Origin of the sequence: Bacillus sp. FJAT-27231 (assembly GCF_001183975.1) — a bacterium.
Classification (GTDB): domain Bacteria; phylum Bacillota; class Bacilli; order Bacillales; family Domibacillaceae; genus Pseudobacillus; species Pseudobacillus wudalianchiensis.
Window position 1 is genome coordinate 2,808,797 of the sequence record NZ_LFZU01000001.1, and the last position, 26,016, is coordinate 2,834,812.

The window sequence follows — 26,016 nt, forward strand, 5'->3', positions numbered from 1 at the left end:
ATTACTTGAACCTAACATCTTATGCGATTTCACCTATTATAGACCACTTATTTTTCGGAGGTGAATGAGGAATGAACCGCATTTCAGATGATTTGCTTTTAGAAGCTTATACGAAAGCACGTAAATTAGACCTTAGCCGTGACTTTATCTTGTTAATTGAAGATGAATTAAAAAAGAGAGCTCTTTACTATCAAGTACACGCACACTAATAAAAAGCACTTGCTGAAGCAGTGCTTTTTTTATATGAGTGTACCAACCTTTTCACCGACCTTTACTTCACAGGGCACAGTTAATTGTTCATTTAACATGAAGGTGCCTGGCTCGAACAAAAGAACAACTGTAGAACCAAAATTAAAATAAGCCACTTCTTCTCCTTGTTTCCAAACTAATCGGTCGTGAGAGCGCTCAATCGAATTTACAAACATGGCTCCTACTTTCACCACAGCCATCTTTCCACTTCCCAGTGACAGCTCGGTAATTTCTCTATAATTCTTAGCAAGCGGTTCTCTGCCATATTTCAGCCCGTAGTGATTGACAGGATAAGAGTACCGGCCAAGCGTCCATTTTTCAACGACCTCACCATCAACCGGACTATGAATCCTGTGATAATGGCTTGGACTTAAGTAAAAAACAAGAAATGTCCCCTTCTCGTAATGCGCCGCTTTCTCGTTGCTGCCAAGCATTTCAGCAACCGAGTACGGTTTCCCTTTTACTATGATCTTATAGCCATTCGTAATCGTTCCCGTTTCGGCCAGTCTTGCATCTACTGGACTGACGACATGATTGTTTCCATACTCAATGGTTCTTGCCTCTGGCAAAAGCTTGCGCATGAAGAAATCGTGAAGTGTTTGGTATTCCTCTACCGGGTGAGCCATTTCCTCTTCATTGATCCGGTAAGCTTTCATGAAAGGACGAATCATCGGCTTGCTCAAAGAAGAGCTTGTGTATCGTTCAAGTAGTCGTGAAGACCATCTTTTATTTGTTAACTCAATAAAAAAGCGATATAAATGCCGTTGCACAATTCAACCTCCAAAAATTTAAAAATCCGAACCACTTTATGGTATAATAGATCATCATTAAAATATTATTATATAATAAACTATCGGCAGATTCCTGCTAAATTCGAGGAGAGTGTAAATTTGTTTATTTCTCAAGTGATAGATACCACTATAAAAAAGGTCAAAGCCCAGACAGCCAATGTGCTCACGTTAGGTAACCTAGCCTTAGGTGGCTTTTCTATCCTAATGACGCTGCATGCACAATATCATCTTGGTTTGCTTCTTATTTTCGTCGCAGCTTTGGCTGACCGTTTTGATGGAATGGTCGCTCGCAAATTAAATATCGAATCTGAGCTTGGCAAACAGTTGGATTCCATGTGCGATATTATTTCTTTTGGCGTTGCTCCTGCCTTATTACTTTATATAGGTATTTTATCTGAGTTTGGCTTTCCTGGTTCTTTTTTCACCGTCTTTTATATCGGATGCGGAGCTTTCCGTCTAGCGCGTTTTAATATCTCTGAGAACAATGGCTATTTTCATGGTCTTCCGATTACAGCCGCAGGATGTTTATTAACGCTTAGCTACTTAGCGATCCCATACCTGCCAATGCCTTCATTTATGGTTATTATTATGTGTTTGTCTTTATTAATGGTCAGTCCATTTAAATTGAAAAAAGTGTAACAAACATCCTGGAAAGCCCCAGGATGTTTTTTTCATTCTCTTCATGATATTTTTCTCCTTGCAGCCGTTTCCTCTTGTGGTCTTTTTGTCCAAAAGCAAGTTTCTTCTTTAAATTACAAAGGACAGGCAAATCCATCACGCTCTTCTCATACACTTAGGACAACAGCGGATTTATAAAGGAGGAGGTTTCATGCTCGGCATTCTTGCTGCTTTGTCCTATGCGGTAAAAGAATTATTTTTTTTCGTATCTTATGTAAAAAACAATGCCTTCCCCCAACCTTTATCTCCAAAAGAAGAAAAGATGTACCTAGAGAAAATGGCAAAAGGCGACGCAGAGGCCCGCAACAAGTTGATCGAGCACAATCTTCGGCTCGTGGCGCATATTGTTAAAAAGTTTGAAAACACCGGAGAGGATTCTGAAGACTTAATCTCAATCGGAACGATTGGTTTGATCAAAGGGATAGAAAGCTATTCAGGCGGAAAAGGCACAAAGTTAGCTACATATGCCGCGCGGTGTATTGAGAATGAGATTTTAATGCATTTACGTGCCTTGAAAAAAACGAAAAAAGACGTATCGCTTCAAGATCCGATCGGCCATGATAAGGAAGGAAATGAAATTAACCTGCTCGATATACTAAAATCGGAAGATGAAGATGTGCTTGAACATATCCTATTAACGATCGAGTTAAAAAAGGTCCTGAAATTTTTGCGGGTACTTGACGAACGTGAACAAGAGGTCATCATTGCCCGGTTCGGATTAAATCAAAACGAGGAGAAAACACAAAGGGAAATCGCAAAAGAGCTCGGCATTTCCCGCAGCTATGTATCACGCATCGAAAAGCGGGCGCTGATGAAAATGTTCCATGAATTCTACCGTGAAGAAAAAGGCAGGGGGCACTAGAGACTAAAAAACCGGCTTCCTAATGAGGAGCCGGTTTTTTATAAATAGGAAAAGGCCTATTAAAACTGAGCGCTTTCCGCTTTGACGCACATGATGTGCTAGTGAGGGCGTTGCGACACGGTGTCGCGTCTTTAGCCGTCGTTCCTTTTTGTCTAGCTCCTGGCGCTAGCACGTACACAGATTTCGCTCTCTCTGTCGAATTCTGAAAAGCCACTTCTCGTCGAGAGCTCCAATCTGCTGCCGTGCTGAACGCGCGCCATCCGCTTTTCTGTTTCAATCGATTGTTATGGATACTAAAATCCCCATAATTGTAGCAAGCAGCAACCCCATAATCATCATGACCATTCTTCTTCACTCCTTATATACCTAAAAAGCTATTTGCTATTAATGTACCACAAAAGGAATAAGTTGTAGCACGCTTTTCACAAATTATTCACAATTCACTGGCGGGATAATTCGTTAACAATGCCTACAACAAGGTTAGCGGAATGGCGGGCTGCTTTCGGCAAAAATTGTTCGAATGAAACATCCGATTCCTTGCCAGCGATATCCGAGATTGAACGAATGACAACAAATGGAATGCCGAATTGATAAGCGACTTGAGCGATAGCCGCTGCTTCCATTTCAACGGCCTGCAGCCCTGCAAATTTCTTTCCTACGGCCAGCACACGCTCAGGATCGCTCATAAATGCATCTCCTGTCGCAATTAACCCTTTGACGACTTGCTCCTCTCCACCTTCGGCTGCACAGCTTACAGCGATGTTAACAAGCTTTTCATCGGCTGTAAAAGCGGCAGGCAGCTGCGGCACTTGGCCGTATTCGTAACCAAATGCTGTCACGTCTACATCGTGATGGCGTACCTCTGTAGAAATAACAACATCTCCAACGTTAAGTTCAGGATTTAATCCACCTGCTGAACCAGTATTGATGACTGCATCTGGTTGAAAATGATGTAATAAAATAGCCGTGGTCATAGCAGCGTTCACTTTTCCGATACCAGAGCGCAGCAAGATGACTTCTGCTCCATTCAATGTTCCAGTCGTAAACTCACTATTAGCGATTGTTTCCACTTTTCGGTTTTCCATTTGTTCACGTAAAATGACTACTTCTTCTTCCATTGCTCCAATAATTGCTATTTTCATGTTTATTCCTCCGTTCTTTCCGCTTACCTGTCTCATTTTAGCATTTTTTCAGTAGAATCGCTTGCTTCTTTTCCCTTTTATCTTGTATACATAAGAAAGAAATTATTGCAGTTTAAAGGGGGAAAGACCATGCAGTTTCAACTTGACTTAATTGAAGATAAAATTGAATTTTTTGAAGCTAATACCTTAGCTTCTCTCGAAAAAAAGATTGCTGAGAAAATTGAGCAAAACCGAGCTATCTTGCTCAGTGTCCGTTCTGTTTCCCACCAAATGCAAATTGATGCAGACGGACATAAGCACTTCTCAGCCGTTGTACACTTTAAAGCTAAATAAAGAAGAAAAGCGGAGCCGCCTGCTCTGGCCCGCCAAGCATAAGACGGAATGGCGAAGTGGCGCTCTTCAGCCACACAGCCAGATCGGCTTATGACCTCGAGGGGCAAGGAGGCGCAGCTGGACAAGAAAAGCGAAAAACTCTTACTTAACCTTAACAAATTATTCAAAAAGCTAATAAAAAAGGAGGCCTACTTAGTAAGTAGGCCTCCTTTTTGCGGCTTACCGCCCTTTATCGTTATGCTCTAGCTTGTACACCTTTACTGGCTTCCAGCCTTCGCCGTCTACCCAATTGATGTATACACGGTAGGCATTGTTCGGGTCACTTTTTGGAGAAACCGTTCCAATCGCCCCTTTAGGACCATCTCCACTAATGTACCAAACAATCATCTCTTCTTGAGAAATACCTGTTGCATAAGATAAAGCTTGCTTTTTCTCTTGCCAGTCTACTGAACCGCTGTCAAAAGAAGAAGTATGCTGACCAGACTGTGAAGTGCCGACGCCTGTCCAATTTGGATTGACAATTTCTTTTTCCACATTCGGCTCATCGCTGTCTTTTTCGACGGCTTCACCTTGATCATCCTGCTTCTGCTCGTCATCCTTCTTTTCATCATCGTCTTTCTCTTCATCGTTCGCATTTTCATCAGTTGCATTTTGATCTTCGTCGCTTACGTTAGATGACTGGTCGTCTTGTTCGTTAGCTGCAGACTGTTGCGACTCTGTTTTCGGCTTTGGCGCTGGTGTCACTTCTTCCTTTTCACCGCCAGAAAAAATAGTGAAAGCAACGACAACAATTAAAAGGACAACAACCGCAATGGCAGTATTTAAAATTCGATTTGTTTTTCTTCGTTTAGATTTTCTCTGTGTACGTGATGGCTGTGCCATGTTACGACTCCTCTCTCTTTGGCATCATTCACATTTTATCATGACTCTCCTGGAACATGAAGCTATTTTAATCGAAAAAAGCGCTAAAGGCCTACTGCCTTTAACGCTTTTTGGCATTCATTATTTAATTGAGACGATTTTCACTTTCATTTCTCCGCCAGGTGTCTGTACGATGACTTCATCGCCGACTTCTTTGCCAAGCAGACTTTTGGCGATCGGAGAATCATTTGAAATCTTTCCTTCGAATGGGTCTGCTTCTGCGCTTCCTACAATTGTATACGTTTCTTCTTCTCCATCTGGCAGTTCAACAAATACAACTGTTTTTCCTAAAGAAACAACATTACTGTGATCTTCTTCAATGATTTCTGCATTGCGAATCATCGCTTCGATTGTCCCAATTCGTCCTTCAACAAAGGCTTGTTCTTCCTTTGCCGAATCGTACTCGGAGTTCTCTGATAAATCACCAAAACTGCGGGCGATTTTAATTCTTTCTACGACCTCCTTACGTTTAACCGTTTTTAAATATTCTAGTTCCTGTTCTAGCTTTTCTTTCCCCTCTTTAGTCATTGGGTATACTTTTTCTGTTGACAAGTCCCTTCCACTCCTTTTCATCTCGCTGCCTTCCTTGGTGAAGGAAAACAAATAAACATGAGCAGGCTGCCTCATTTGAAGCCACTTTTGCCGCATTCATATATAGAGAAAGCGTTTTCCCCTATATATGAGCGCGCCACAAGCCCGCTCCAATGATTGAGACAGCCTTTGTTTTTTAAAGATTATGTCTGTTTCATAAAAAGATACTATAAAATGGCTTTTTGTTCAAGAACCGTTTGAATTTTTGTTACCATCAGATCGATGGCCACGTGATTTTGGCCGCCTTCTGGAATGATAATGTCAGCATAACGCTTTGTCGGTTCGATAAATTGGTTATGCATCGGCCGGACCACATTTAAATATTGATCGACAACCGATTCAAACGTACGGCCCCGTTCTTTAATGTCACGGATCATCCGGCGGATAATACGCAAGTCTGCATCGGTATCTACGAACAGTTTGATATCCATTAAATTACGCAGGCGCTCATCCTCTAGCACGAGAATACCTTCAAGTATAATGACGTCTTTCGGTTCCATGCGAATCGTCTCAGCTGAGCGGGTATGACGGGCATAATCATACACCGGTTTCTCCACCGCCTCGTACTGCTGCAGCTTTTCAATATGGTGGATAAGCAGGTCATTATCAAAAGCAAGCGGATGATCATAATTCGTTTTCAGCCGTTCTTCAAATGGCAAATGGCTTTGATCTTTATAATAATAGTCCTGCTCAATGACCATAACAGAATGTCCTTTAAAATGCTCGGCAATTGACTTCGTAACGCTCGTTTTACCGGAACCTGAGCCGCCGGCAACACCGATAACAACTGGCTTTTGGTCCATGAACTTTATTCAAGCCCCTTTCGCATCATGTTATTTGGATACACTGGTTTTTCTGTCTTAAAACGGACAATTTGCAGCGGATGACGAGCTGCATCCAACTCATTTCCTTTTTCATCCCATATCGCTTCTACTGCCTGTGTAAAGTTCTCAATTTCTGGACCGAAAAACTCGACTTCATCTCCCGGGCGGAAAAAGTTACGCTGTTGCAAAGTAACCATTCCTGTTTCTTTATCATAGTCAAGAACAAGACCAGCGAAGTCGTGAGAGGCTTTTTTTCCATGAACGCCAAATAGCTGTTCTTCCATTCCAGGCGTGCCTTCAAAGAAAGCTGGAGCCGCTGGGCGATTCGCACACTTCTCAAGCTCCTCTAACCACTCTTGCTTAATTTGGAAGTTCTCTGGATCTGCACAATACGTGTCAATGACTTTGCGATAGACACTAACAACAGTCGCAATATAATGAATAGACTTCATGCGGCCTTCAATTTTTAAGCTGTCAATTCCTAATTCAATTAATTTCGGAATTGATTCAACAAGTTTTAAATCTTTAGGGCTCATCGCAAAAGGAGAATCGTTTTCCGCAAACAATGCTTGTTCGTTGCCTTCGTCTAAAGAATAAAGATCATAATCCCAACGGCATGACTGACAGCAGCCTCCGCGATTTGAATCACGGGCAGTCATATGGTTGCTCAGCACACAACGTCCCGAATAAGCAATACACATCGCTCCATGGATAAATGTTTCAATTTCAATATCGACTTTCTCTTTCATTTCGCGCATTTCTTCACTTGTTGTTTCCCGGGCTAGGACAACACGGTGCAGTCCTTCCTCTTTCCAATACTGAACGGCGCGCCAGTTAGATAAGGATTGCTGTGTACTGAGGTGTACCTCTACTTTTGGAGCAACACGGCGGCACGTTTCGATGATAAGCGGGTCTGCTACAATAATCCCGGTAACACCCGCTTCCTGAAGCCCGCGTAAATAGTCTTCCAAGCCGTCAATATTTTCATTATGAGCATAAATATTAGTTGTTACATATACTTTTGCTCCATATTTCTGGGCAAATTTTACCCCTTCTTTCATTTCCTCCAGCGTAAAATTGCCCGCATTGGACCGAAGCCCATATTCTTGCCCGCCGATATACACGGCATCGGCTCCATAATGAATAGCAATTTTTAATTTCTCAAGTGTTCCTGCTGGTGCTAGCAATTCAGGCTTTTTCACGATGACTCGCTTGCCGTCTATAACGGTTGCAATTGTATCATTTATAACCGTACTCACGATTGTTCCTCCCTTTTTAATAAACTGTTTCTTTGAAGAAGAAGCCTGTATCTAATGGACGGTGTGCGGGCTGCAGCTCTTCGATTTTCTCCAGCAGCTCCTCTTTTACTTCTTCGTATTCTTCTAGGTTTTCTACACATAGGTCAATAGCCTGCCGGTAAAGCTTCGTTACTTCAAGCAAATATTCTGGTGAATGAAGGACACCGTCAATTTTAAAACTATCAATGCCTGCTTCTATCATCTCGGCAAGCTCATCAATAATACAAATATCATTTGGGCTCATAATATGAGTGCCGTTCTTATCTTCAAAAATCGGATACTTGTTATCACGTTCTTTATCATAAAGCAGCGTATTCTTTGCTTCTTTACGATTTTCAATTTCCATAATTTTTCCTTGATATTCAAAATAATGACCTAAAAGCGGCCGTTTGGATTGAAACATACATGTCATGCCATGCACTTGTACTTCAATTGCCACTTCAGCATTTTCTTTCACTTCAATGACTTCATCCATACTTAACTCACGAGCAAGAACAGCTCTTACGGCTCCGCGTTGCCCCCAATAGTTGCAGGTAAAATAATTGGTTGCCGTTGTTTCGGTGTTCCAGTGCAGCGGCATATCAGGAGCTACAGCACGAACAGCCATTAATACAGCCGGGTCTCCAAAAATAATGGCATCCGCTCCAGCCTCTTTAACAAAAGCAATATAATCATCCAGCTCGTTAGCGATGTCATTATGAAAAATAGCATTAACGGCAACGTATACTTTTTTTCCTTTTGCATGGGCTTTCTCAATCGCTTGCTTCATATCTTCTCTGTTAAATTCCCCGGCAAGACGCAGGCCATAGCGCTGCTCTCCTACGACAAACGCGTCCGCTCCCGCTGCTATAAGGGGCTCAATGGAATCTACGCTATGCGGAGTAACGAGTAATTCTGGTTTTTTCACTTTAGTTTCCCCCTCTTTTACGGCTGACAGCTAAACCATCCCCGACTGGAAATATAGCTGTGTCGAAATCTGGATGGCTCATCAGCCATTCATTGTAAGATTGAATTTTTTTTACTAAATTAATGATGCGCTTCGATTCAGCCGGGATACCAGCAACATAACCTTTAAATAAAACGTTGTCTGTATACACTGTCCCTTCCGGCGCCAAAAAAGCAGAGTAGCTTTCAAAAAACTTCGTATACTGCCCTTTCGCTGCATCGATAAAAATAGCATCATAGGGACCCTTTTCGCCTGCTTCTGCTACTAATTCAAGAGCATCACCAAACAAGACCTCTACCCGCCCGCCGGCTTCTGAAGCCTGGATATAGTCAATCGCCTGCCGATAACGCTCTTCATCACGCTCAATGGTCACAATGGTCGTCTGTGGAAGGGCTGCAGCCATGCGCAAAGCAGAATATCCAATCGCAGTACCAATTTCTAGTATCCTCTTCGGCTGCTGGATCCGCATGATTTGAAGCATCGCCTCTATCCCAGTCGGTTCCATAATTGGCACCCCGTGTTCCTGAGCAAAAGCTTCCATTTCAGCGAACAGCGGTTCCCGGCTTTTAATCAATGACTCTATATAATGATGGATAATATCGTCCATAATACTCTCCTTTTCAAAAAGGCTTGATGACAAACAAAAGACTCTGATAAGCCCCAGAACTGCCTTTTTCCTTTTTATAGGGCTTGGTCTCATGGCTCCGGTACAATAGATGCCCATAAACAAGAAAAAGAAGAAAGCCTGCCAGCTTTCTGCTTTATTCTGTCTTATTCATTTTTCTTCGTCAAAAATACTTGAATTATTTTATCACAATAGCGCGAGAAAAGCGATCCTTCCATCTATTGCTTTTGTTTCTCGTAATGGCTTGTGATGTACTTTTCCTTTAGTTTGCTGTGTTCTTCTAAAGTTTTGGCATAATAGACGTCCCCAGCTGGAGAAGCGAGGAAATAAAGGTAATCCGTCTTTTCAGGATTTAAAGCTGCCTCCATCGAGGAAACACCACTGTTTCCGATTGGTCCAGGCGTTAATCCTTTTACTTTATAGGTATTATAAGGCGAGTTTACTTTTAAATCTTCATAGAGAACGCGTTTCTTGTGCTTACCAAGCGCATAAAGCACCGTCGGGTCTGTTTGTAGAGGCATACCGGCTGCTAGGCGATTATAAAATACACTAGAAATTTTATGGCGGTCCGCTTTTGCGGTGGCCTCTTCTTCTATAAGGGAAGAAAGTGTAAGCAGCTTGTGCGTCGTCATTTGCTTTGCTGCCATGGACGTTCGGTACTGGGCGAGCACATGATCTGTTTTCTCAAGCATATCTTCTACGATTTCCCTTACTGGTTTCTTTTTATCCCCGTAATGGTAAGTAGCAGGGTATAAATATCCCTCCAGCGGATATCGAATGTTCTTAGCGAATACTTCCTCTGTAAGTAGCTCCGGATACGTTTGCATCATTTCCTTAATAAACACTCGATCATTCATTACCTTTAAGACTTCACTTGCCGGCCGCCCCGTCTCTTTTCCGATCACTTCCGCAATCTGTGTCAATTGATAGCCTTCTGGAATCGTGATTTTCACTTGACCTTGCCCAATGACTTTGCCTGTTTTCAAACTCTTAATCAACTCATCCATTGTCATGCTTGGCGTGAAGGAGTATTCCCCTGCCTGCAAGTTATCTTCACCTTTGTATTTCACATAGTATTTAAACACTTCCGCATTTTTGACAATTCCTTTTTTCTCTAGCTTCTCGGCAATAACCGATAGGCTGGACCCAATTGGGATATTAACCTGCACAGGAGTGTTATCTGATTTATTAACAGGCTCCAGGGCAGATTGAATGAAAAAATAACCGCCTGCTGCTATTCCACCAATGATAAGCAGGAATGAAATAACGGCAAAAAAAATAGCTCTTTTTAGCCGCCTCTTTCTTCCAGACGGCCCGACATATGACTTTTTCGACATACACTTACTCCTTTCAACAAATAACGAGCCTTTCTTCACTTGTTTTATTATACTACATCTTATAAGAAAAGATAGAATTGAAAAAAGACCGGGAGCAGCGCCCCGGTCTCTTTTCTGATTTTATTTTTATTCTTCTTCTTCCTCATCAAGAAATGTATTCAACATCTCTTCAATTAATTCCCATTCTTCGTCAGATTCAATTGGCTGAAGCTCGCCGTCTTCCCCATCTTCACCAGGAATGAAGGCAGAAGCGTGAATTTCAATTTCTTCATTGTCATCTTCTTCTGCTCCTACAGGGAAGTAAAGCACGTAAGACTTTTCAAACTCATCAGAATCGAAAGTGAAAAGTACTTCGCATAATTGTTCGTTACCGTTTTCGTCAATAATTGTAATTTGTTTTTCTCCGTGATCCATTTTCTTCACCTCATTATTTTTGGCTGTCTAAGAAGCCTTGTAAAATCATCACAGCAGCCATCTTATCGATTACTTTCTTGCGTTTTTTTCGGCTCATGTCTGCTTCTAGCAATACTCTTTCCGCTGCCATTGTTGTCAGCCGTTCGTCCCAGAGGACAACTGGCAGCGAAAAGCGGTCTTCTAATTTTTTGGCAAAAGCTTTAGAAGCTTCGCCGCGCGGGCCAATTGTATTATTCATGTTCTTAGGAAGCCCGACAACGAACTTCTCAATTCCGTATTCTTTGCATAAGCTTTCAATGCGCCTCAAGCCAAAATTAAACTTTTCTTCATCGATTTGAATCGTTTCCACGCCCTGCGCGGTCCAGCCCAATTCATCGCTGATGGCAACACCGATTGTTTTTGAACCGACATCCAACCCCATAACTCTCATAAAGGCTTATTCCTCTCGCTGCTGTTTTAAATATGTCTTTACCAGTTCTTCGATAATTTCGTCACGCTCGAGCTTGCGGATCAAATTACGGGCATCATTATGTCGCGGGATATATGCAGGATCGCCGGAAAGCAAATAACCAACAATTTGGTTAATCGGATTATACCCTTTTTCCTGAAGAGCCTTGTACACTTTAAACAGTACCTCTTCTACGTTCTGTTCAAACGGTTCCTCCGGAAAATTAAATTTCATCGTTTGATCAAAAGAGCTCATTAATAGCACCTCGCTTTAGGCTTGAAAGTGAAAACTCCCTCTTGTACAAGTTATTTCCATTGTACAATAAATTTTCAAGGAATCAAACGGATTTAATCCACTCTGCCACAAAATTGAGTGCTTCTTCTATTTTCTCAGGGTCTTTTCCTCCCGCTTGCGCCATATCAGGACGTCCGCCGCCACCGCCGCCACAGCGTGTAGCAACCTCTTTGACAAGCTTGCCAGCGTGATACCCTTTTTCCACTAAATCCTTTGTAACAGCAGCTACAATATTAACTTTGTCTCCTGTAGCTGCAGCCAGTACAATAACGCCAGAATCAAGCTTTTGCTTTAATTCATCTGTCATAGAGCGCAAATTATTCATATCTGTCGCTTGTACACGAGCTGCGAGGAATTTGACTCCATTCTCTTCTTGTACGCGGTCAAGAAGACTACCTGCTTCTATATTGGACAATTTTTGGGAAAGTGATTCATTTTCGCGTTGTAATTCTTTTAATTCTGCCTGCAGACTGTCCACTTTTGCCAAAATGTCCTTTGGATTAGCTTTTAATTTATGAGCCGCTTCCTTCAAAAGAGCTGTTTGGCTATTTAAGAATTTGTATGCTGCTTCGCCCGTAACTGCTTCAATACGGCGTGTTCCGGCACCAATACCGCTTTCAGACACAACCTTAAATAACCCAATCACTGATGTATCCGGCACGTGGCAGCCGCCGCACAACTCTAAGCTGTAGTCGCCGACAGAAACAACACGGACAATATCTCCGTACTTCTCTCCGAACAAGGCCATTGCTCCCATTTTTTTCGCTTCATCAATGGATTTATGAGCAATGCCAACTGGAAGACTATGCCAGATTTTTTCATTAACGATTTCTTCTACTTTCTCTAGTTCTTCAGGTGTTACTTGTCCAAAATGGGAGAAGTCAAAACGAAGACGATCTGGTTCAACGAGTGAACCCGCTTGGTTTACATGCGTTCCTAATACATCCTTTAACGCTTGATGTAATAAGTGAGTCGCCGTATGATTTTTAATAATTTTGTTACGGGAAGCAGCATCCACACGTGCCATCACTTTTTGACCCGTTGTCAATGTGCCGCTTTCGATGATAGCATGTTGAATATTTTGGCCGTTTGGCGCTTTTTGGACATCTTGAACAGCAGCACGTACGCCGTCTCCTTCGATAATTCCTTTATCAGCTGTTTGTCCGCCGCTTTCTGCGTAGAAAGGAGTCCGGCTTAAGATAAGCTGAACAGCTTCTCCAGCTTGTGCTTTCTCTACGATTTCGCCATTAGCAATGATTACTTCTACCGTTGCCTCAGCCATTAATTCATCGTAGCCCGTAAATTTACTTTCCACTGTGATGTCACCTAGCACTCCGCCTTGAACTTGCATAGAGCCTACATCCTGACGAGCTGCCCGAGCACGCTCACGCTGGTTCTCCATTTCTCTTTCAAAACCTTCGTGGTCTACTCTCATGCCTTCTTCTTCGGCATATTCTTCCGTTAACTCCACAGGGAAGCCATACGTATCGTATAACCGGAATACATCAGCGCCAGCAATGACATTCGATCCATTGTTCTTAGCTGCTTGGATGACTGCTGATAAAATCGCTAATCCTTCATGCAGCGTTTCATGGAAACGTTCTTCTTCATTTTTAATGACGCGCTGAATAAACTCTTGTTTGTTCTTCACTTCGGGATAAAAGTCATGCATGATCTCACTGACAACAGGGACAAGCTCAAACATGAATGGGCGGTTAATGTTAATTTGCTTCGCATAACGAACAGCGCGCCGCAGTAAACGGCGTAGTACATAGCCGCGCCCTTCATTAGACGGAAGCGCCCCGTCCCCAATCGCAAAAGCAACTGTACGAATATGGTCAGCAATGACTTTAAAAGCTACGTCTTTTTCCTGATCTTTACGGTATTTTTCACCAGAAATCACTTCTGTTGCTTCAATGATCGGCATAAATAAATCCGTATCAAAGTTTGTCGGCACTTCCTGCATAACGGATGTCATCCGCTCAAGTCCCATTCCCGTATCAATATTTTTCTTTGGAAGCGGTGTATACGTGCCATCAGGGTTATGGTTAAATTGAGAAAATACGAGGTTCCAAATTTCTAAATAACGCTCGTTTTCCCCCCCTGGATAAAGCTCCGGATCATTTTCATCATTTCCGTATGACTCGCCGCGGTCATAGAAGATTTCCGTATTCGGTCCGCTTGGCCCTTCACCAATGTCCCAGAAATTCCCCTCTAATCGGATAATCCGCTCTTCCGGCACTCCAATTTCCTCATGCCAAATGGCGAAGGCTTCATCGTCCTCTGGATGAATGGTGACAGACAGCTTTTCTGGTTCAAGCGCCATCCATTTTTCATCGGTTAAAAACTCCCATGCCCAATGAATAGCTTCTTTTTTAAAGTACTCACCAATTGAAAAGTTACCAAGCATTTCAAAAAAGGTATGATGGCGAGCGGTTTTTCCGACGTTTTCAATATCGTTTGTGCGGATCGACTTTTGTGCATTCACGATTCGCGGATTTTCCGGAATAACCCGGCCATCAAAATATTTTTTCAATGTGGCTACACCACTGTTGATCCACAGCAAGGTCGGATCATCATGAGGCACGAGCGGAGCGCTTGGCTCAACCCGGTGATTTTTCTCCTGAAAGAACTCCAGAAACATCTGACGAATTTGAGCCCCAGTCAAATTTTTCATTTTAATTCCTCCTATATTCATAATTGAAGTGGGTGTGCTATTTAAAGACAACAAAAAAGCCCCGTTCCCCGGACAGGGACGAAGCTTTTCGCGGTACCACCCTGATTATGAACCAACTATGCCAGTTCATCTCTCAAATACCTTAACGCGGCAAACGGCAGGGATTAGCTGCTCTCCGGACTAGCTTTCCGTTACCCTTCACCTAGGATTTCTTCCAGCCATGGAAATCCCTCTCTGACGTGCTTGGCACTTAGGTGGACTATAACATACTCGATCCATCATTGATTTACATTTGTTATGATATATCGAATTATAAAAAATTTCATACCAATTTGTCAACGCGGGGCTTTTTTAAGACGAACCTTTATACGCCTTTCCGCCATAAAAGCGGCCTTGAAGATAATGAGAACGGGTACAGCGACAATTAATCCAAGCACACCTCCTGCCTCCCCCCCAAGCAAGAGGGCTCCGATAATAAATAAAGGATGCAAGTGTACGCTTTTTCCCACAATCCATGGAGATAGAACATTCCCCTCGATAAATTGTAAAATCAGTACAATAATCGCTGTATAAAGAGCCATTTGTCCAGACATCGTCAATGCGACAAAAACAGCCGGCACCGCTCCGATGATCGGTCCAAAATAAGGGATTACGTTTGTAATGCCAATGATTAAACCAAGTAAAATGGCGTATTTAAGACCAATAAACGTAAATAACAAAGCAGCTACTGTCCCGATTACTAAGCAAACGAATAGCTGTCCCCTTATATATCCCCCAAGCGAGCTGTCTAATTCCCTAACAAAACGCAATGCCCTCGTCCGCCACTTTTTTGGCGTAAAGGTCCATGCGGCCTTCTTTACCCGGTGAATGTCTTTCAGTAAATAGAACGAGATAAAAGGCACAACGGCCAGCAGCAGGAGAAAGTTGACCATTTTCATCAAAACATTCATAAAAGCTTCGACAAGCCCTGAAAGCCATCGCTCAAAACCAACAATACGATTATGAATCTTTTCTTGTATACCATCTGGCCAAGTCAATGTTTCCGCTTCAAGGGCAACGATTTGCTTTTCATACATTCTTGAAATCTCGGGAGCACTTTGTGATAATTCTCTCAGCTGATTAATAAATAGTGGCACTCCCCTAAATAAACAAATACCGATTATGCCGAAAAACAATATATAAATCAGCAAGATCGCCATTGTTCTAGAAACCCCCTGCTCCACCATTTTCTCTACTAGCGGATGCAGCAAATACGCAATAAACCCGCCTAACAAAAATGGCATCAGACTGATCATAATCCCATGAAACAGCGGACTAATGACGGGGTTTAATAAATAGATCACATACACGGTTAACAATGTGAAAAGCGCGGCAGATGCCAAATACAGCCACTTTAACTTCAACCTACTCTCCATCGGATCCGACACCCTTTAATAAACTATTTTGCTTAGTTTGCGGCTAGAAGAGGATGATTTATGCACGGTCTCGAATAGAATACATTCTATATTTAAATGGAATCAATATCCGGCTGAAAAATAGAAGAGGGCCTTTACAACAAATTGCTTCCAATTGCGTATGATGGACGAACCATTGCTTGTTATGATCCATACAAAAAAAGCTTGCCGAGAAAATTTCCCTACAAGCTTTTTTCGTTTATCGCAGGTGCCTTTAGCTGTTGTTTCTTTTTATCCAGCTGCAGGCGCTAACACATACGCTGATTTCACTCTCTCTGTCGAAGTCTGAAAAACGACTTCTCGTCAAGAGCTCCAATCCGCTAGCGCGCTGATCAAGCGCCTTCCGCTTTTCTTGTTACCCCATTCTTCTTTTTTCTTCTTCGAATAGGTCGTTTAAGGAGCTTAGGGAGCCATCTTCTTCGACTTGGTGGACGGAGATGATGTTTTCTTCGATGGAAAGTTCGATAAAGCAGTTCCAGCAATAGTATTGAGTTGTGCCAATTTTTCCGAGTTCTTTGCTTTGGCAATTTGGACATGTTATCATGGGCGTCACCTCGCACGCTTTTTGCTTTTGGCAAACAGGGTGCCCGGCTTAGCCTTTATTTATACCTATTCTTTACAAAAAATCGTACGGAGTGATATTTCCCATGCCGATCATTGGATCAATCGTCATGATCGTGTCTTCTGTCAACGAGATGGGGCTCGATGCTTCTTCTTCTGATTGACCAGCTTTTAAGGCCTCGACAAGTTTTTCTTTTAATGAGGTTTTCCGCATAAGATCGTCATTGCGTTCGATGCCCATGCGAAATGCTTCTTCTTCTCCGCAGAGGATCAGAAACTGCTTGCTCCGTGTAATGGCTGTGTAAAGCAAATTGCGCCGCAGCATGCGGTAATAGCTTTTTACTACCGGCAAAATCACGATCGGAAATTCACTGCCTTGTGATTTATGAATCGAGCAGCAAAAGGCATGAGTAATTTGGTTTAATTCTTGTCTTGTATAGGTGACCTCATTTCCTTCATAGGAGACAATCACCATGTCTTGCTTTTCTGTATTTTCTTTAGCAAAAAAGATCGAGACGACTTCTCCAATATCGCCATTAAAAATATTTTGCTCCGGCTGATTGACGAGCTGGAGAACCTTATCGCCGATGCGGTAATGGACGTCCCCAAAGTCGATCTGTTTGCGGGAGCCATCCGGATTTGCATTAAGGATTTCCTGTAAAATTTCGTTTAAGCGGTCAATCCCCGCTGGTCCTTTGTACATCGGCGCCAGCACTTGAATATCCTTTGCAGTGAAACCCTTTCTGATCGCACTTTTCACCACTTGTTCCACCACATCCGGCATTTGCTGAACATGACAGCTTATAAAGGAACGATCCTTTTGCTGTTTCGTTAAATTAGAAGGTACTAACCCATTTTTAATCTCATGCGCCATTTCAATAATAGAAGAGCCTTCTTCCTGCCGATAAATATCTGTTAATTTAACGGTTGGGATCACTCCTGATGCCAATAAGTCTTTTAATACCTGGCCGGGTCCGACAGAAGGAAGCTGGTCTTCATCCCCTACGAGAACCACTTGCATATCGTCGGGTAATGATTTAAACAGCTGATGGGCAAGCCAAATGTCCACCATCGAGACTTCATCTACGATGAGCAGGCGTCCTGAGACTTCTCTGCCTTCTTCGTCTTCCATCGTTTCCTGTCCGCTGAATCCAAGCAGCCGATGAATAGTCACGGCAGGCAGCCCGGTTGACTCGGCCATTCGCTTCGCCGCCCGGCCCGTTGGCGCTGCCAGCTTAATCGGAAACGGTTCATCCTTTCCATACGATTTAGGATCAAGTGAACAGCCATGCAGCTCAGCGTATAGCTCCACGATCCCTTTAATAACCGTTGTCTTTCCTGTACCCGGTCCTCCTGTTAAGAGCATCATAGGCGACATCAGCGCTTTTTGAATCGCTTCTTTTTGTGAAGGCGCATATTGTACGCCTGTCCGGTCTTCTAAATCGCCCAAAGCTAATAAAAATTCCGATTCAGGAAATTGATCTTCATATTCCGTTTGTTTAAGCAGGCGCTCAATATTTGTGACGAGGCCCTTTTCGGAAAAATATAAAGAAGGCAAAAACACGCGGTCCTCTTCCCCCATCACTTTTCCCGCTCCTTCTAGAGCAATAAGCTGCTTGGCGATCGCTTCGAAGGAAACCGATTCTCTACCGCTTTTTTCAAGCAATATCTTTACCTCTTTTAACAGCGGTTCGGCCTCTAAATAACAATGCCCCTCCTGCATGCACTGTTGTTCAATCGTAAATAAAATCCCGGCTTTAATACGGTCAGGGTGCTCGCCGTGAATACCAATTTGTGCACCCAGTTCGTCCGCGCGTCCAAAACCAATCCCTTCAATATCCTCGACAAGTTGATAAGGATTTTTTTGAATGATTTCAATGGCCTGCTGCTGATAAGCCTGATAAATCTTCATCGAGAGCTGTGGACCGAAACCATACTGGCTGAGGGCAATCATGATTTGCTCAAGTCCCTGATGTTCAAGAAGTGTTTCATAAATAGTCTGGGCTTTGTCGGCAGGCAGACGCGGCACCTCTTCCAATGCAGAAGGATGATTAAGAATTTGGGAGATCGCTCCTTCTCCAAGCGTCTCTACAATCGCTTCTGCCGTTTTTTTTCCGATTCCTTTGAATAAGTCACTCGATAAATAGGCGACGATCCCCTGCTTCGTCTGCGGGATTTCCTTTTGGGCATGGCGCGCCTGAAACTGCCGTCCAAATTTTGGATGTTCTTTAAATACGCCATAAAAAATGTACACTTCATGCTCATGGATTTGTGGAAAATACCCGGTCACTACTACTTCTTTGTCTTCACAAGCGTCATTTGTTTCAGTGACACGGACCCGTATAACCGAGTAAAAATTTTCTTCGTTATGAAAGATCGTAACAAGATGACGTCCTTTGACGTATTTTTCCCCGTTTGCAAACAAATCCATTGACTCTTGTTCCATCGGCGGCACTCCTTACGCCTCTTCAGTTTTTTCTATCATTTTCTTTCCATAACCAGCTAACATATGATCCGGCTGAACCTCAAGCGCGCGGTTGAACATAGCTAAAGCTCTTTCTGCATCCTCTAAATGTCCTGCATAGGCCACACCAAGATTATAGAAAGCATCGGCATGCCCTGGGTCTTCCTCAATCACTCGCTCTAGCTGGCGGATCGCTTCATCATAGGCTTGCACTTTCGCTAAAGAGAGGCCTAGTTGAAAGCGCGCTTCTGTATCAGCTTTATTTAATTCGACTGCACGCTGTAAATATGGAAGGGCAAGGACGGGTTGATCGAGCTGAGCAAACGTCATGCCAAGCATAAAAAAGGCGTCGCTCTCCTCTATCCCTGACTTAACCGCTTGTTCAAATTCACGGCACGCCTCCTCTAGTCTTTCTTGCTCATAATAGAACGTACCGAGTGCATAATGGGCAGCACCTGCTTTTGGATCTACTGCAATTGCTTGTTTATAAAATCGCTCAGCTCGCTCAAGTTCACCAACTGTCGATAACACATGACCAAAATTTATATAGGCTGTCGGATCTTTCGGAGCTTCTTCAATCCGCTCTGAAAATAGCTTTAACGCTTCCTCCACTTTTCCTTGCTGCAAATATTCAATACCTTGTAAGTTCTTGTCCATTGGTCACCTCTATAGTTATATTCATCAAAATTATACCACAGAGCCTAGAAGTTCTTAACCACAGAGAAAAACACAAAAAAGAAACGAAGACAGACAACGAGTGAGTGTCTTCATTCCTTTTATTAAGACAAGCTAACGGTTGGACTAAAGGATTGTTGCTCTGTTAGCAGGCAACTTGAATACCTCTCCTGAACATAAAATCAAGATCGGGCTTTTTTCCTCTTTTTATGTTTCTTACTTTAATAGGTCTTCTCTTAGAATAAACTGAGCCAACTCTTCCATTTGATCTGAGATCGCTCTGTCTGTTTCTAAAGGAGGACAAATTTCACGTATTTTTTCTAAGTAGTTTCTTGTAGCCGGGGCTAATTGGTTTTCCGCTTTTTCTAGATAGATGGCTTGTGATGCACAAATCATTTCTACCGCTATGACCCGAGCTGAATTGTGGATAATATCCCGTGCTTGACGGGATGCGATGGTTCCCATACTCACATGATCTTCCTGGTTAGCGGATGTTGGAATAGAATCGACGCTAGCCGGATGTGCGAGAACTTTATTTTCAGAAACAAGTGAAGCTGCTGCATATTGAGCTACCATTAATCCCGTTTCCAGCCCTGGATCAGGAGCCAGGAACGGAGATAATCCACTTAACTGCGGGTTCACAAGACGTTCTGTTCTTCGCTCGGAGATGTTCGCCCATTCTGCTGCGCCCACTTTCAAAAAGTCCATGGAAAGAGCGATCGGCTGCCCATGGAAATGCCCGCCTGAAATGATTTCTCCGCTCTCCAAAACAATTGGATTGTCTGTAGCTGAGTTCATTTCCACTTTCAAGCGTTCATCCACATAGTTAAGTGCCTGCCAGGATGCCCCATGCACTTGCGGGATACAACGGATAGAGTAAGCATCTTGCACACGTACTTCTCCTTGATGTGTAATCCGCTTACTGCCTTCTAACCAGTTTCTCATACGTGAGGCTACAAACTCTAATTCCGGATGCGGACGAACAGCTAGCAGCTCACTGTCGAATGCTGTAATGATTCCTTGAAGAGCCTCCATTGTTAAGCAGGCAGCCATATCAGCTGCAAGACCTAAGCGCTCAGCTTCATTGAGGGCGATCACACCTACACTAGACATAGCTTGTGTTCCATTAATTAAAGCTAGTCCTTCCTTCGCTTCTAAAGACACAGGTTTTAATCCTGCCCGCTTTAATGCTTCAGCACCCGGCAAAACTTCCCCTTTGTATTCCGCTTTTCCTTCGCCGACTAGCACGATCGCCACGTGAGAAAGCGGTGCTAAGTCTCCACTCGCTCCTACCGAGCCTTTACAAGGAACAATTGGATGAACGCCTTCGTTAATCATGTCAACAAGCAAGTTCAAGGTCTCTTCTCTTATTCCGGAAAAACCTTTTGCAAGCGCGTTGGCACGCATTGTCATCATTGCCCTCACGACCACCGTTGGTAACGGCTCGCCAACACCGACAACATCTGCACGCAGTAAATTCAGCTGTAGCTTTGCAATATCATCTTTTTCAATTTCGATATCGCTCAACTTACCAAACCCAGTGTTGACTCCATAAACAACTTTCCCATCTTTAATTTGCTTCTCAATCCGAGCACGGCTTGCTCTTACTCTTTCCAAGCTGCCTTCTGGGATGACTACTTTCGCCCGCTGATCCGCCACATCTTGTATAAGAGAACGGTTTAACGTATATCCATCTAACTCAACAATTCCTAACTCAGTTAGTTCTCTGGTGCTCATAACGCTCCAACTCCCCTTTTCATATAATTTCCAACTCTATTAAAATACTATAAAACTCAAAAAATACATGCATTAAGTAAATCATCTTCTAAACTTACTGTCATTTTTTGTGATGCACATACCATTGCTCAATGAGAGCAGCACTTAATCTTCCTGTATTAGTCAAGTTCTCTACACTAATACATTCTCTGAATGAGTGAATATTTTGGAATCCCAAACCAAGCGTCAGACACGTTAAGCCGTTTTCATTTAATACGTTCGTATCAGCACCGCCTAATGTTTCAGTTAAGTAAGGATTTACCTTAATATTGTGGGCTGCTGCTTCAGCTGTTTGTGTTAAGATATCATCTTGTGCAATATCAAAGCCGCTATATTTTTTCTCAATTTTCACCTTCACACTGCCACCGCTTTTTTCGGCAGCCTCTTGCATTACTTCTTCCATGTGCTTCAATTGTTTATCCAGCTTTTCTTTAGAAAAGCTGCGTACTTCTCCAGCAACGGTCACACTGCCTGGAATAATGGAAGTCAGCTCTCCACCTTTAATAATACCAATATTAGCTAACGTCTCTTCATCAATTGCGCCAAGCTTCATATTAGAAAGTCCTGCAGCGGCAATTAAGAACGCACTGTTTCCTTCTTCTGCATTCAAAGCAATATGAGCAGCATTTCCTTCTACTTCCATCCAAATCCGGCTGCTGTAAGGCCCTTTTAAGATGATTTGTCCAACGTCCCCACTGCTATCGAAAATATAGCCTCTTTTACTCTTGGCTTTGCTGTAGTCCATATATCTTGCTCCAACAAGTCCTGGCTGCTCATTCACTGTTAAAATGAATTCAATAGGACCATGAGGAACACCACTTTCAATAACAGCCCGAACTGCTTCTAAATAAGCGGCTAACGCTGCCCGGTCATCTGCACCTAAAATAGTCGTACCATCGGACTGAATCATGCCATCTTTAATGACGGGCTTCAATCCTTCCGTTGGCAGTACGGTGTCCATATGGGTAGAGAAAAATAATGGTGGAATGGAGGAATCCGTTCCTTCACGCCAAGCAATTAAATTACCGACTTCTCCATCAAAATTCCTATGGGCTTCATCGAACTCAAGGGTAAATCCAAGCTCAGGCAACGTTTTCTTTAAGTAATCTGCAACAAGCTGTTCCTTTGTGCTTGGCCCATTAATTTTGGCAAGTTCCAAAAATAAATCAAGCAAGCGGTCAGCATTTACTTTTTCAGCAGCTTTTGATCCTTGTGTCATCTTCATCTTATATCCCTCCATCATGTTTAAATCAGCTTCTTTCCAACTAACGGTTTACAACCACTTTTCCGCTTTTAATCACGGTTTCTACAATGTTCGTTCCAAGTTCGTATGCAATGTGCTTGTATGTCGGTACATCCCAAATTTGCAAGTCTGCCAGCTTTCCTTCCTCAATAACACCTCTATCATTTAAATCGAGAGCCTGTGCACCGCCATAAGTGGCTGCCTTCAGTGCCTCTTCTACAGAAAACTTATACAAACGGCAAGCTAGATTAATAACAAACTGCATGGATTCTGTGTAGCAAGCTGGACAAAGGTCCGTCGCTAACGCAATCTTCATGCCCAAGTCCAGCATCTTCCGAGCCTCAAAAGGACGCTTGTGACTAACGGCAAAATCCAAAGCAGGCATTAATACACCCGTTACTTGCGTTTCAGCAAGCCGTTCCATCACCTCAACAGGCGTATAGTTTAAATGATCAACAGAAACCATTTTCATATCTGCTGCTAAATCAGAGCCGCCAATATAAGAATAGGCATCAGCATGAATCTTCGGTTTCATTCCATATTTTAAGCCTGCCCTTAAGATTTGTTCCGACTCTTCTGCTGTGAAATAACCATCATCACACCATACGTCACAGAACTGGGCTAGTTTACGCTCGCCTACTTGTGGAATCATCTCATTAATAATGACGTCCAAATATTCCTCTTTTGTTAAGTTTTCAGGGAAGCCATGTGCTCCTAAAAATGTGTGCAGGACATCCAGCGGCGTTTCTTCATCCAGTCTTTTGCTCACTTCAAGAATCTTAATTTCACTTTCCGTTGTGAGCCCGTAGCCGCTCTTGCTTTCAACTGTTGTAATCCCGTAATCTAACATCGTAAGCAAACGCTTTTTGGACTGTTGGAACAACTCTTCTTCCGGCTGGTTGCGTGTAAGCTCAACTGTCCGGTTAGGCCCCATCGTCAAACCGAGTTTTCTCAATTTTGCCGAATCAGCACCCGTTAGCTTAGCTGCATATTCTTCCACCCGCGTTCCGTAAAAAACCAAGTGGGTATGCGCATCAACAAAACCTGGTGCAACGACCTTTCCTGCTGCATCGATCCGATCTGCTTGATTTATATCAAAATTATTTATTATTTCTTCTTGGGATCCAGTTCCGACAATCTTATCTCCTTTAACGGCAATCCAAGCATTTGTCAGTACTCCGATATCCCCCATGCCTTCTCCCGCACAAGTCACTACTTCTGCTGCATTACTGATCACTAAGTCAACCTTTGTCTTTACCTTTGTTTCAGACACGGATCCCTTACCTCCTCAAAAAAATACTAGACTCTATACCATTTATTAATGCATGTTTTGTGCCAATATTTAAAATTCATCCATTTTATTTAAGATTTAATGGACTTAGAAAGTTTTACTAACGAAAAAAAATTGAAACATCTTATCAAAATAGGAATCCTCTTATTAAAACCCCACGCAAAAACGCAGATAAAATTTGCATGTCATTTCTTTCGTTATGCTTAAATCATTCATAACACCTTCCATATCAACCTTATTCGGGTGCAAATAAACTTGCATGCAGAGGTAAGCTTGAAAAAAGCTAATCAAGAGGCATCAAGGTTAAAAACTATGTAATTCAGATACTCAATAGCAGGCTTCTTCATAAAACATCGAATGAAACCTCTTACTCTCTCCAGTACAAAATCTCATTCGATGTTTTTGATGTCCACCTGCAATTAATGTCTTACTGCTCCTTAAAATCAAACTTACATTCTTCTAACGGGATCACTTTCGTTTTCTTTATAAATTTATATCCAAGCCATAATGCGAGAAATATTGGAAGGCCGATATAAGCAGCCAAGACACTTGTCAAATTAATATTTCCAGTAATAAAACCTTCAAGATTCTGCCCAAGCAGGATAAATAAACAAAGGGCAATCGCAAACAGTGGTCCATAAGGGAACCATTTTGCACGATAAGGAAGATCCTCCAGTGAACGGCCTTGTGCAACATATGCTTTTCGGAAACGGTAATGGCTTATAGCAATGCCGAGCCAAAAGATAAAAGTTGTGATTCCAACCGAATTCATAAGCCAGACGTAAATAGTTCCATCACCAAAAATAGAAGCTAAAAACGCTAACATTCCAATAATCGCTGTGGCGACTAGCGCCCTTACAGGAACACCTCGTTTGTTTACTTTCGCTAAAAATTGAGGCGCTTGTCCGTCTTGAGCCATGGCATACATAATTCGGCTTGTTACGTAAAGACATCCATTACCAGCAGATAACACGGACGTCAAAATGACCGCATTCATAGCCGAAGCTGCAAAGGCAAGCCCCGCTTTTTCAAATACAATGGTAAATGGACTAGCCATAACGGAAGAATCTTGAAGACTTTCATTCGTATAAGGAATGAGAAACGAGATGATGACGATCGCTAATACGTAGAATAAAAGGATCCTCCAAAAAACAGTACGCACTGCACGCGGTATATTCTTCGTCGGATTCTCACTCTCTCCAGCAGCGACGCCGATGGCCTCTGTCCCCGAGAAGGAAAAGCCCGCAATTAACAATATGCTTATCGTGCCAAGAGTGCCTCCTACAAATGGAGCTTCTCCTATAGTAAAGTTTTTAAAACCGGCTGGCTCACCATTCATAATTCCAAAGATCATCAATGTCCCAACACCGATGAAAATAATAATCGTTGCCACCTTAATAAATGAAAACCAATACTCACCTTCACCAAACCCTTTAACAGATAAAATGTTTAAGGAGAAAAGAAACACTAGAAACACTGCGCTCCATAACAATGATGAGCTGTCTGGAAACCAATATTTCATGATAAGGGCAGAAGCGGATAGTTCTGCTGCGAGTGTCATAGCCCAGGAGAACCAATAATTCCAACCGAACGCAAACCCAAGAGCGGGATCAATAAATCGTGTTGCATACGTACTAATCGAACCGCTTGTCGGCATAAAGGAGGCTAACTCTCCAAGACTGGTCATAACAAAATAAACCATTAGGCCAATTACGCCATACGCAAGTAAAACCCCGCCTGGTCCTGCTGTATGGATGGCCGGACCGGTTCCAAGAAAAATTCCAGTTCCGATCGTACCACCCAATGCAATCATCGTAAGGTGGCGCGCCTTTAACTTTTTGTGTAAATTAGCCGTCGACCCATGTTCTTCTACTATTGACGATACTTGCGGTTGTTGATTCTCCAAACTAACACCCCTTTTTAATTTACTGAAAACATGCGCTGCTTCGTGAGAAAAAACGAGTTACTTGCCTCTCTCGAAAGCAGCCGAACGCTAACCTATGAACTCTACCTATCTATTTCTTTTATTTGCTGCCTCTGCCATACAACTTTTTATACAGCCCCTTGTATGACTGCATGATCTACGGGCTATTTAAGATATTTGAATGGCTCAATAAAGAGG

At 42.7% G+C, this 26,016-nt stretch carries 25 protein-coding genes; 4 read left to right on the top strand and 21 right to left on the bottom strand.

The features are described from left to right. Positions 1-71: 71 nt before the first annotated feature. Positions 72-209, top strand: coding sequence for a sporulation histidine kinase inhibitor Sda (locus AC623_RS21140; protein WP_065408983.1), 138 nt, complete (start codon positions 72-74; stop codon positions 207-209). Between the two features lie 30 nt (positions 210-239). Here AC623_RS21140 and AC623_RS13540 read toward each other — a convergent pair whose 3' ends face one another. Then, positions 240-1,019 carry a phosphatidylserine decarboxylase gene (locus AC623_RS13540; protein WP_049663311.1) on the bottom strand — a complete coding sequence of 260 codons (780 nt, stop codon included), beginning with the start codon at positions 1,017-1,019 and terminating at the stop codon, positions 240-242. Between the two features lie 120 nt (positions 1,020-1,139). On the opposite strand from AC623_RS13540, the gene pssA reads away from it, so the two are divergent. Beyond that, a complete protein-coding gene (pssA, locus tag AC623_RS13545; RefSeq protein ID WP_049663313.1) occupies positions 1,140-1,679 on the top strand; it encodes a CDP-diacylglycerol--serine O-phosphatidyltransferase in 540 nt (179 codons plus the stop codon). Positions 1,680-1,869: 190 nt separating this feature from the next. Next, on the top strand, positions 1,870-2,580 hold the full coding sequence (gene sigK, locus AC623_RS13550; protein WP_049663314.1) for an RNA polymerase sporulation sigma factor SigK: 711 nt from the start codon (positions 1,870-1,872) through the stop codon (positions 2,578-2,580). Between the two features lie 440 nt (positions 2,581-3,020). Here sigK and mtnN read toward each other — a convergent pair whose 3' ends face one another. Continuing rightward, complete coding sequence (gene mtnN / locus AC623_RS13560) at positions 3,021-3,722, bottom strand: 5'-methylthioadenosine/S-adenosylhomocysteine nucleosidase (protein ID WP_049663317.1); 702 nt, start codon at positions 3,720-3,722, stop codon at positions 3,021-3,023. 129 nt (positions 3,723-3,851) lie between these two features. Here mtnN and AC623_RS13565 point away from each other — a divergent pair, with 129 nt between their 5' ends. Beyond that, the gene (locus tag AC623_RS13565; RefSeq protein ID WP_049663319.1) at positions 3,852-4,055 is read left to right on the top strand and encodes a DUF2536 family protein; all 204 of its coding nucleotides are present in this window, start codon (positions 3,852-3,854) and stop codon (positions 4,053-4,055) included. Positions 4,056-4,274: 219 nt separating this feature from the next. Here AC623_RS13565 and AC623_RS13570 read toward each other — a convergent pair whose 3' ends face one another. From AC623_RS13570 to AC623_RS13660, 19 genes are all read right to left on the bottom strand, one after another. Beyond that, the gene (locus tag AC623_RS13570) at positions 4,275-4,937 is read right to left on the bottom strand and encodes a YrrS family protein (RefSeq protein WP_049663322.1); all 663 of its coding nucleotides are present in this window, start codon (positions 4,935-4,937) and stop codon (positions 4,275-4,277) included. 120 nt (positions 4,938-5,057) lie between these two features. After that, the gene (gene greA / locus AC623_RS13575) at positions 5,058-5,528 is read right to left on the bottom strand and encodes a transcription elongation factor GreA (RefSeq protein WP_049666626.1); all 471 of its coding nucleotides are present in this window, start codon (positions 5,526-5,528) and stop codon (positions 5,058-5,060) included. 206 nt (positions 5,529-5,734) lie between these two features. Next, positions 5,735-6,370 (bottom strand): uridine kinase, encoded by a 636-nt coding sequence (udk, locus tag AC623_RS13580; RefSeq protein ID WP_049663324.1) that lies wholly within the window; start codon positions 6,368-6,370, stop codon positions 5,735-5,737. 5 nt (positions 6,371-6,375) lie between these two features. Beyond that, positions 6,376-7,650, bottom strand: a complete 1,275-nt coding sequence (locus tag AC623_RS13585) for a peptidase U32 family protein (protein ID WP_049663326.1) — start codon at positions 7,648-7,650, stop codon at positions 6,376-6,378. Between the two features lie 16 nt (positions 7,651-7,666). Next, the gene (locus AC623_RS13590; protein ID WP_049663328.1) at positions 7,667-8,596 is read right to left on the bottom strand and encodes a peptidase U32 family protein; all 930 of its coding nucleotides are present in this window, start codon (positions 8,594-8,596) and stop codon (positions 7,667-7,669) included. A gap of 1 nt (position 8,597) precedes the next feature. Then, complete coding sequence (locus AC623_RS13595; protein ID WP_049663330.1) at positions 8,598-9,242, bottom strand: O-methyltransferase; 645 nt, start codon at positions 9,240-9,242, stop codon at positions 8,598-8,600. 236 nt (positions 9,243-9,478) lie between these two features. Next, positions 9,479-10,597 (bottom strand): endolytic transglycosylase MltG, encoded by a 1,119-nt coding sequence (mltG, locus tag AC623_RS13600; protein ID WP_049663334.1) that lies wholly within the window; start codon positions 10,595-10,597, stop codon positions 9,479-9,481. A gap of 126 nt (positions 10,598-10,723) precedes the next feature. Further along, positions 10,724-11,020, bottom strand: coding sequence for a DUF1292 domain-containing protein (locus tag AC623_RS13605; protein ID WP_259455581.1), 297 nt, complete (start codon positions 11,018-11,020; stop codon positions 10,724-10,726). Between the two features lie 4 nt (positions 11,021-11,024). Further along, positions 11,025-11,441 (bottom strand): Holliday junction resolvase RuvX, encoded by a 417-nt coding sequence (gene ruvX, locus AC623_RS13610; RefSeq protein WP_049663337.1) that lies wholly within the window; start codon positions 11,439-11,441, stop codon positions 11,025-11,027. Positions 11,442-11,447: 6 nt separating this feature from the next. After that, positions 11,448-11,714, bottom strand: a complete 267-nt coding sequence (locus AC623_RS13615) for an IreB family regulatory phosphoprotein (RefSeq protein WP_041097404.1) — start codon at positions 11,712-11,714, stop codon at positions 11,448-11,450. Between the two features lie 82 nt (positions 11,715-11,796). Next, positions 11,797-14,430, bottom strand: coding sequence for an alanine--tRNA ligase (gene alaS / locus AC623_RS13620; protein WP_049663339.1), 2,634 nt, complete (start codon positions 14,428-14,430; stop codon positions 11,797-11,799). A 335-nt stretch (positions 14,431-14,765) separates the two neighbouring features. Continuing rightward, positions 14,766-15,845 (bottom strand): AI-2E family transporter, encoded by a 1,080-nt coding sequence (locus tag AC623_RS13625; RefSeq protein ID WP_049663340.1) that lies wholly within the window; start codon positions 15,843-15,845, stop codon positions 14,766-14,768. Positions 15,846-16,239: 394 nt separating this feature from the next. After that, positions 16,240-16,428, bottom strand: a complete 189-nt coding sequence (locus tag AC623_RS13630; protein ID WP_049663342.1) for a hypothetical protein — start codon at positions 16,426-16,428, stop codon at positions 16,240-16,242. 72 nt (positions 16,429-16,500) lie between these two features. Next, on the bottom strand, positions 16,501-18,891 hold the full coding sequence (gene recD2, locus AC623_RS13635; RefSeq protein ID WP_049663343.1) for an SF1B family DNA helicase RecD2: 2,391 nt from the start codon (positions 18,889-18,891) through the stop codon (positions 16,501-16,503). A gap of 12 nt (positions 18,892-18,903) precedes the next feature. After that, complete coding sequence (locus AC623_RS13640) at positions 18,904-19,566, bottom strand: tetratricopeptide repeat protein (RefSeq protein ID WP_049663346.1); 663 nt, start codon at positions 19,564-19,566, stop codon at positions 18,904-18,906. A gap of 234 nt (positions 19,567-19,800) precedes the next feature. After that, complete coding sequence (hutH, locus tag AC623_RS13645) at positions 19,801-21,321, bottom strand: histidine ammonia-lyase (RefSeq protein ID WP_049663348.1); 1,521 nt, start codon at positions 21,319-21,321, stop codon at positions 19,801-19,803. A 100-nt stretch (positions 21,322-21,421) separates the two neighbouring features. Further along, on the bottom strand, positions 21,422-22,585 hold the full coding sequence (locus AC623_RS13650) for a M20/M25/M40 family metallo-hydrolase (protein ID WP_231603504.1): 1,164 nt from the start codon (positions 22,583-22,585) through the stop codon (positions 21,422-21,424). Positions 22,586-22,625: 40 nt separating this feature from the next. Beyond that, the gene (hutI, locus tag AC623_RS13655; protein ID WP_049663350.1) at positions 22,626-23,876 is read right to left on the bottom strand and encodes an imidazolonepropionase; all 1,251 of its coding nucleotides are present in this window, start codon (positions 23,874-23,876) and stop codon (positions 22,626-22,628) included. Positions 23,877-24,321: 445 nt separating this feature from the next. Further along, positions 24,322-25,800: an amino acid permease gene (locus AC623_RS13660; RefSeq protein ID WP_049663352.1), complete on the bottom strand. Its 1,479-nt coding sequence runs from the start codon at positions 25,798-25,800 to the stop codon at positions 24,322-24,324. Positions 25,801-26,016 lie beyond the last annotated feature (216 nt).

What these genes read in the sequence shown, in the direction of transcription:
- AC623_RS21140 (WP_065408983.1), top strand. Translation starts at nt 72, where the DNA reads ATGAACCGCATTTCAGATGATTTGCTTTTAGAAGCTTATACGAAAGCA.
- sigK (WP_049663314.1), top strand. Translation starts at nt 1,870, where the DNA reads ATGCTCGGCATTCTTGCTGCTTTGTCCTATGCGGTAAAAGAATTATTT.
- mtnN (WP_049663317.1), bottom strand. Translation starts at nt 3,722, where the DNA reads ATGAAAATAGCAATTATTGGAGCAATGGAAGAAGAAGTAGTCATTTTA.
- AC623_RS13565 (WP_049663319.1), top strand. Translation starts at nt 3,852, where the DNA reads ATGCAGTTTCAACTTGACTTAATTGAAGATAAAATTGAATTTTTTGAA.
- AC623_RS13570 (WP_049663322.1), bottom strand. Translation starts at nt 4,937, where the DNA reads ATGGCACAGCCATCACGTACACAGAGAAAATCTAAACGAAGAAAAACA.
- udk (WP_049663324.1), bottom strand. Translation starts at nt 6,370, where the DNA reads ATGGACCAAAAGCCAGTTGTTATCGGTGTTGCCGGCGGCTCAGGTTCC.
- AC623_RS13595 (WP_049663330.1), bottom strand. Translation starts at nt 9,242, where the DNA reads ATGGACGATATTATCCATCATTATATAGAGTCATTGATTAAAAGCCGG.
- mltG (WP_049663334.1), bottom strand. Translation starts at nt 10,597, where the DNA reads ATGTCGAAAAAGTCATATGTCGGGCCGTCTGGAAGAAAGAGGCGGCTA.
- ruvX (WP_049663337.1), bottom strand. Translation starts at nt 11,441, where the DNA reads ATGAGAGTTATGGGGTTGGATGTCGGTTCAAAAACAATCGGTGTTGCC.
- AC623_RS13615 (WP_041097404.1), bottom strand. Translation starts at nt 11,714, where the DNA reads ATGAGCTCTTTTGATCAAACGATGAAATTTAATTTTCCGGAGGAACCG.
- alaS (WP_049663339.1), bottom strand. Translation starts at nt 14,430, where the DNA reads ATGAAAAATTTGACTGGGGCTCAAATTCGTCAGATGTTTCTGGAGTTC.
- AC623_RS13625 (WP_049663340.1), bottom strand. Translation starts at nt 15,845, where the DNA reads ATGGAGAGTAGGTTGAAGTTAAAGTGGCTGTATTTGGCATCTGCCGCG.
- AC623_RS13630 (WP_049663342.1), bottom strand. Translation starts at nt 16,428, where the DNA reads ATGATAACATGTCCAAATTGCCAAAGCAAAGAACTCGGAAAAATTGGC.
- recD2 (WP_049663343.1), bottom strand. Translation starts at nt 18,891, where the DNA reads ATGGAACAAGAGTCAATGGATTTGTTTGCAAACGGGGAAAAATACGTC.
- AC623_RS13640 (WP_049663346.1), bottom strand. Translation starts at nt 19,566, where the DNA reads ATGGACAAGAACTTACAAGGTATTGAATATTTGCAGCAAGGAAAAGTG.
- hutH (WP_049663348.1), bottom strand. Translation starts at nt 21,321, where the DNA reads ATGAGCACCAGAGAACTAACTGAGTTAGGAATTGTTGAGTTAGATGGA.
- AC623_RS13650 (WP_231603504.1), bottom strand. Translation starts at nt 22,585, where the DNA reads ATGAAGATGACACAAGGATCAAAAGCTGCTGAAAAAGTAAATGCTGAC.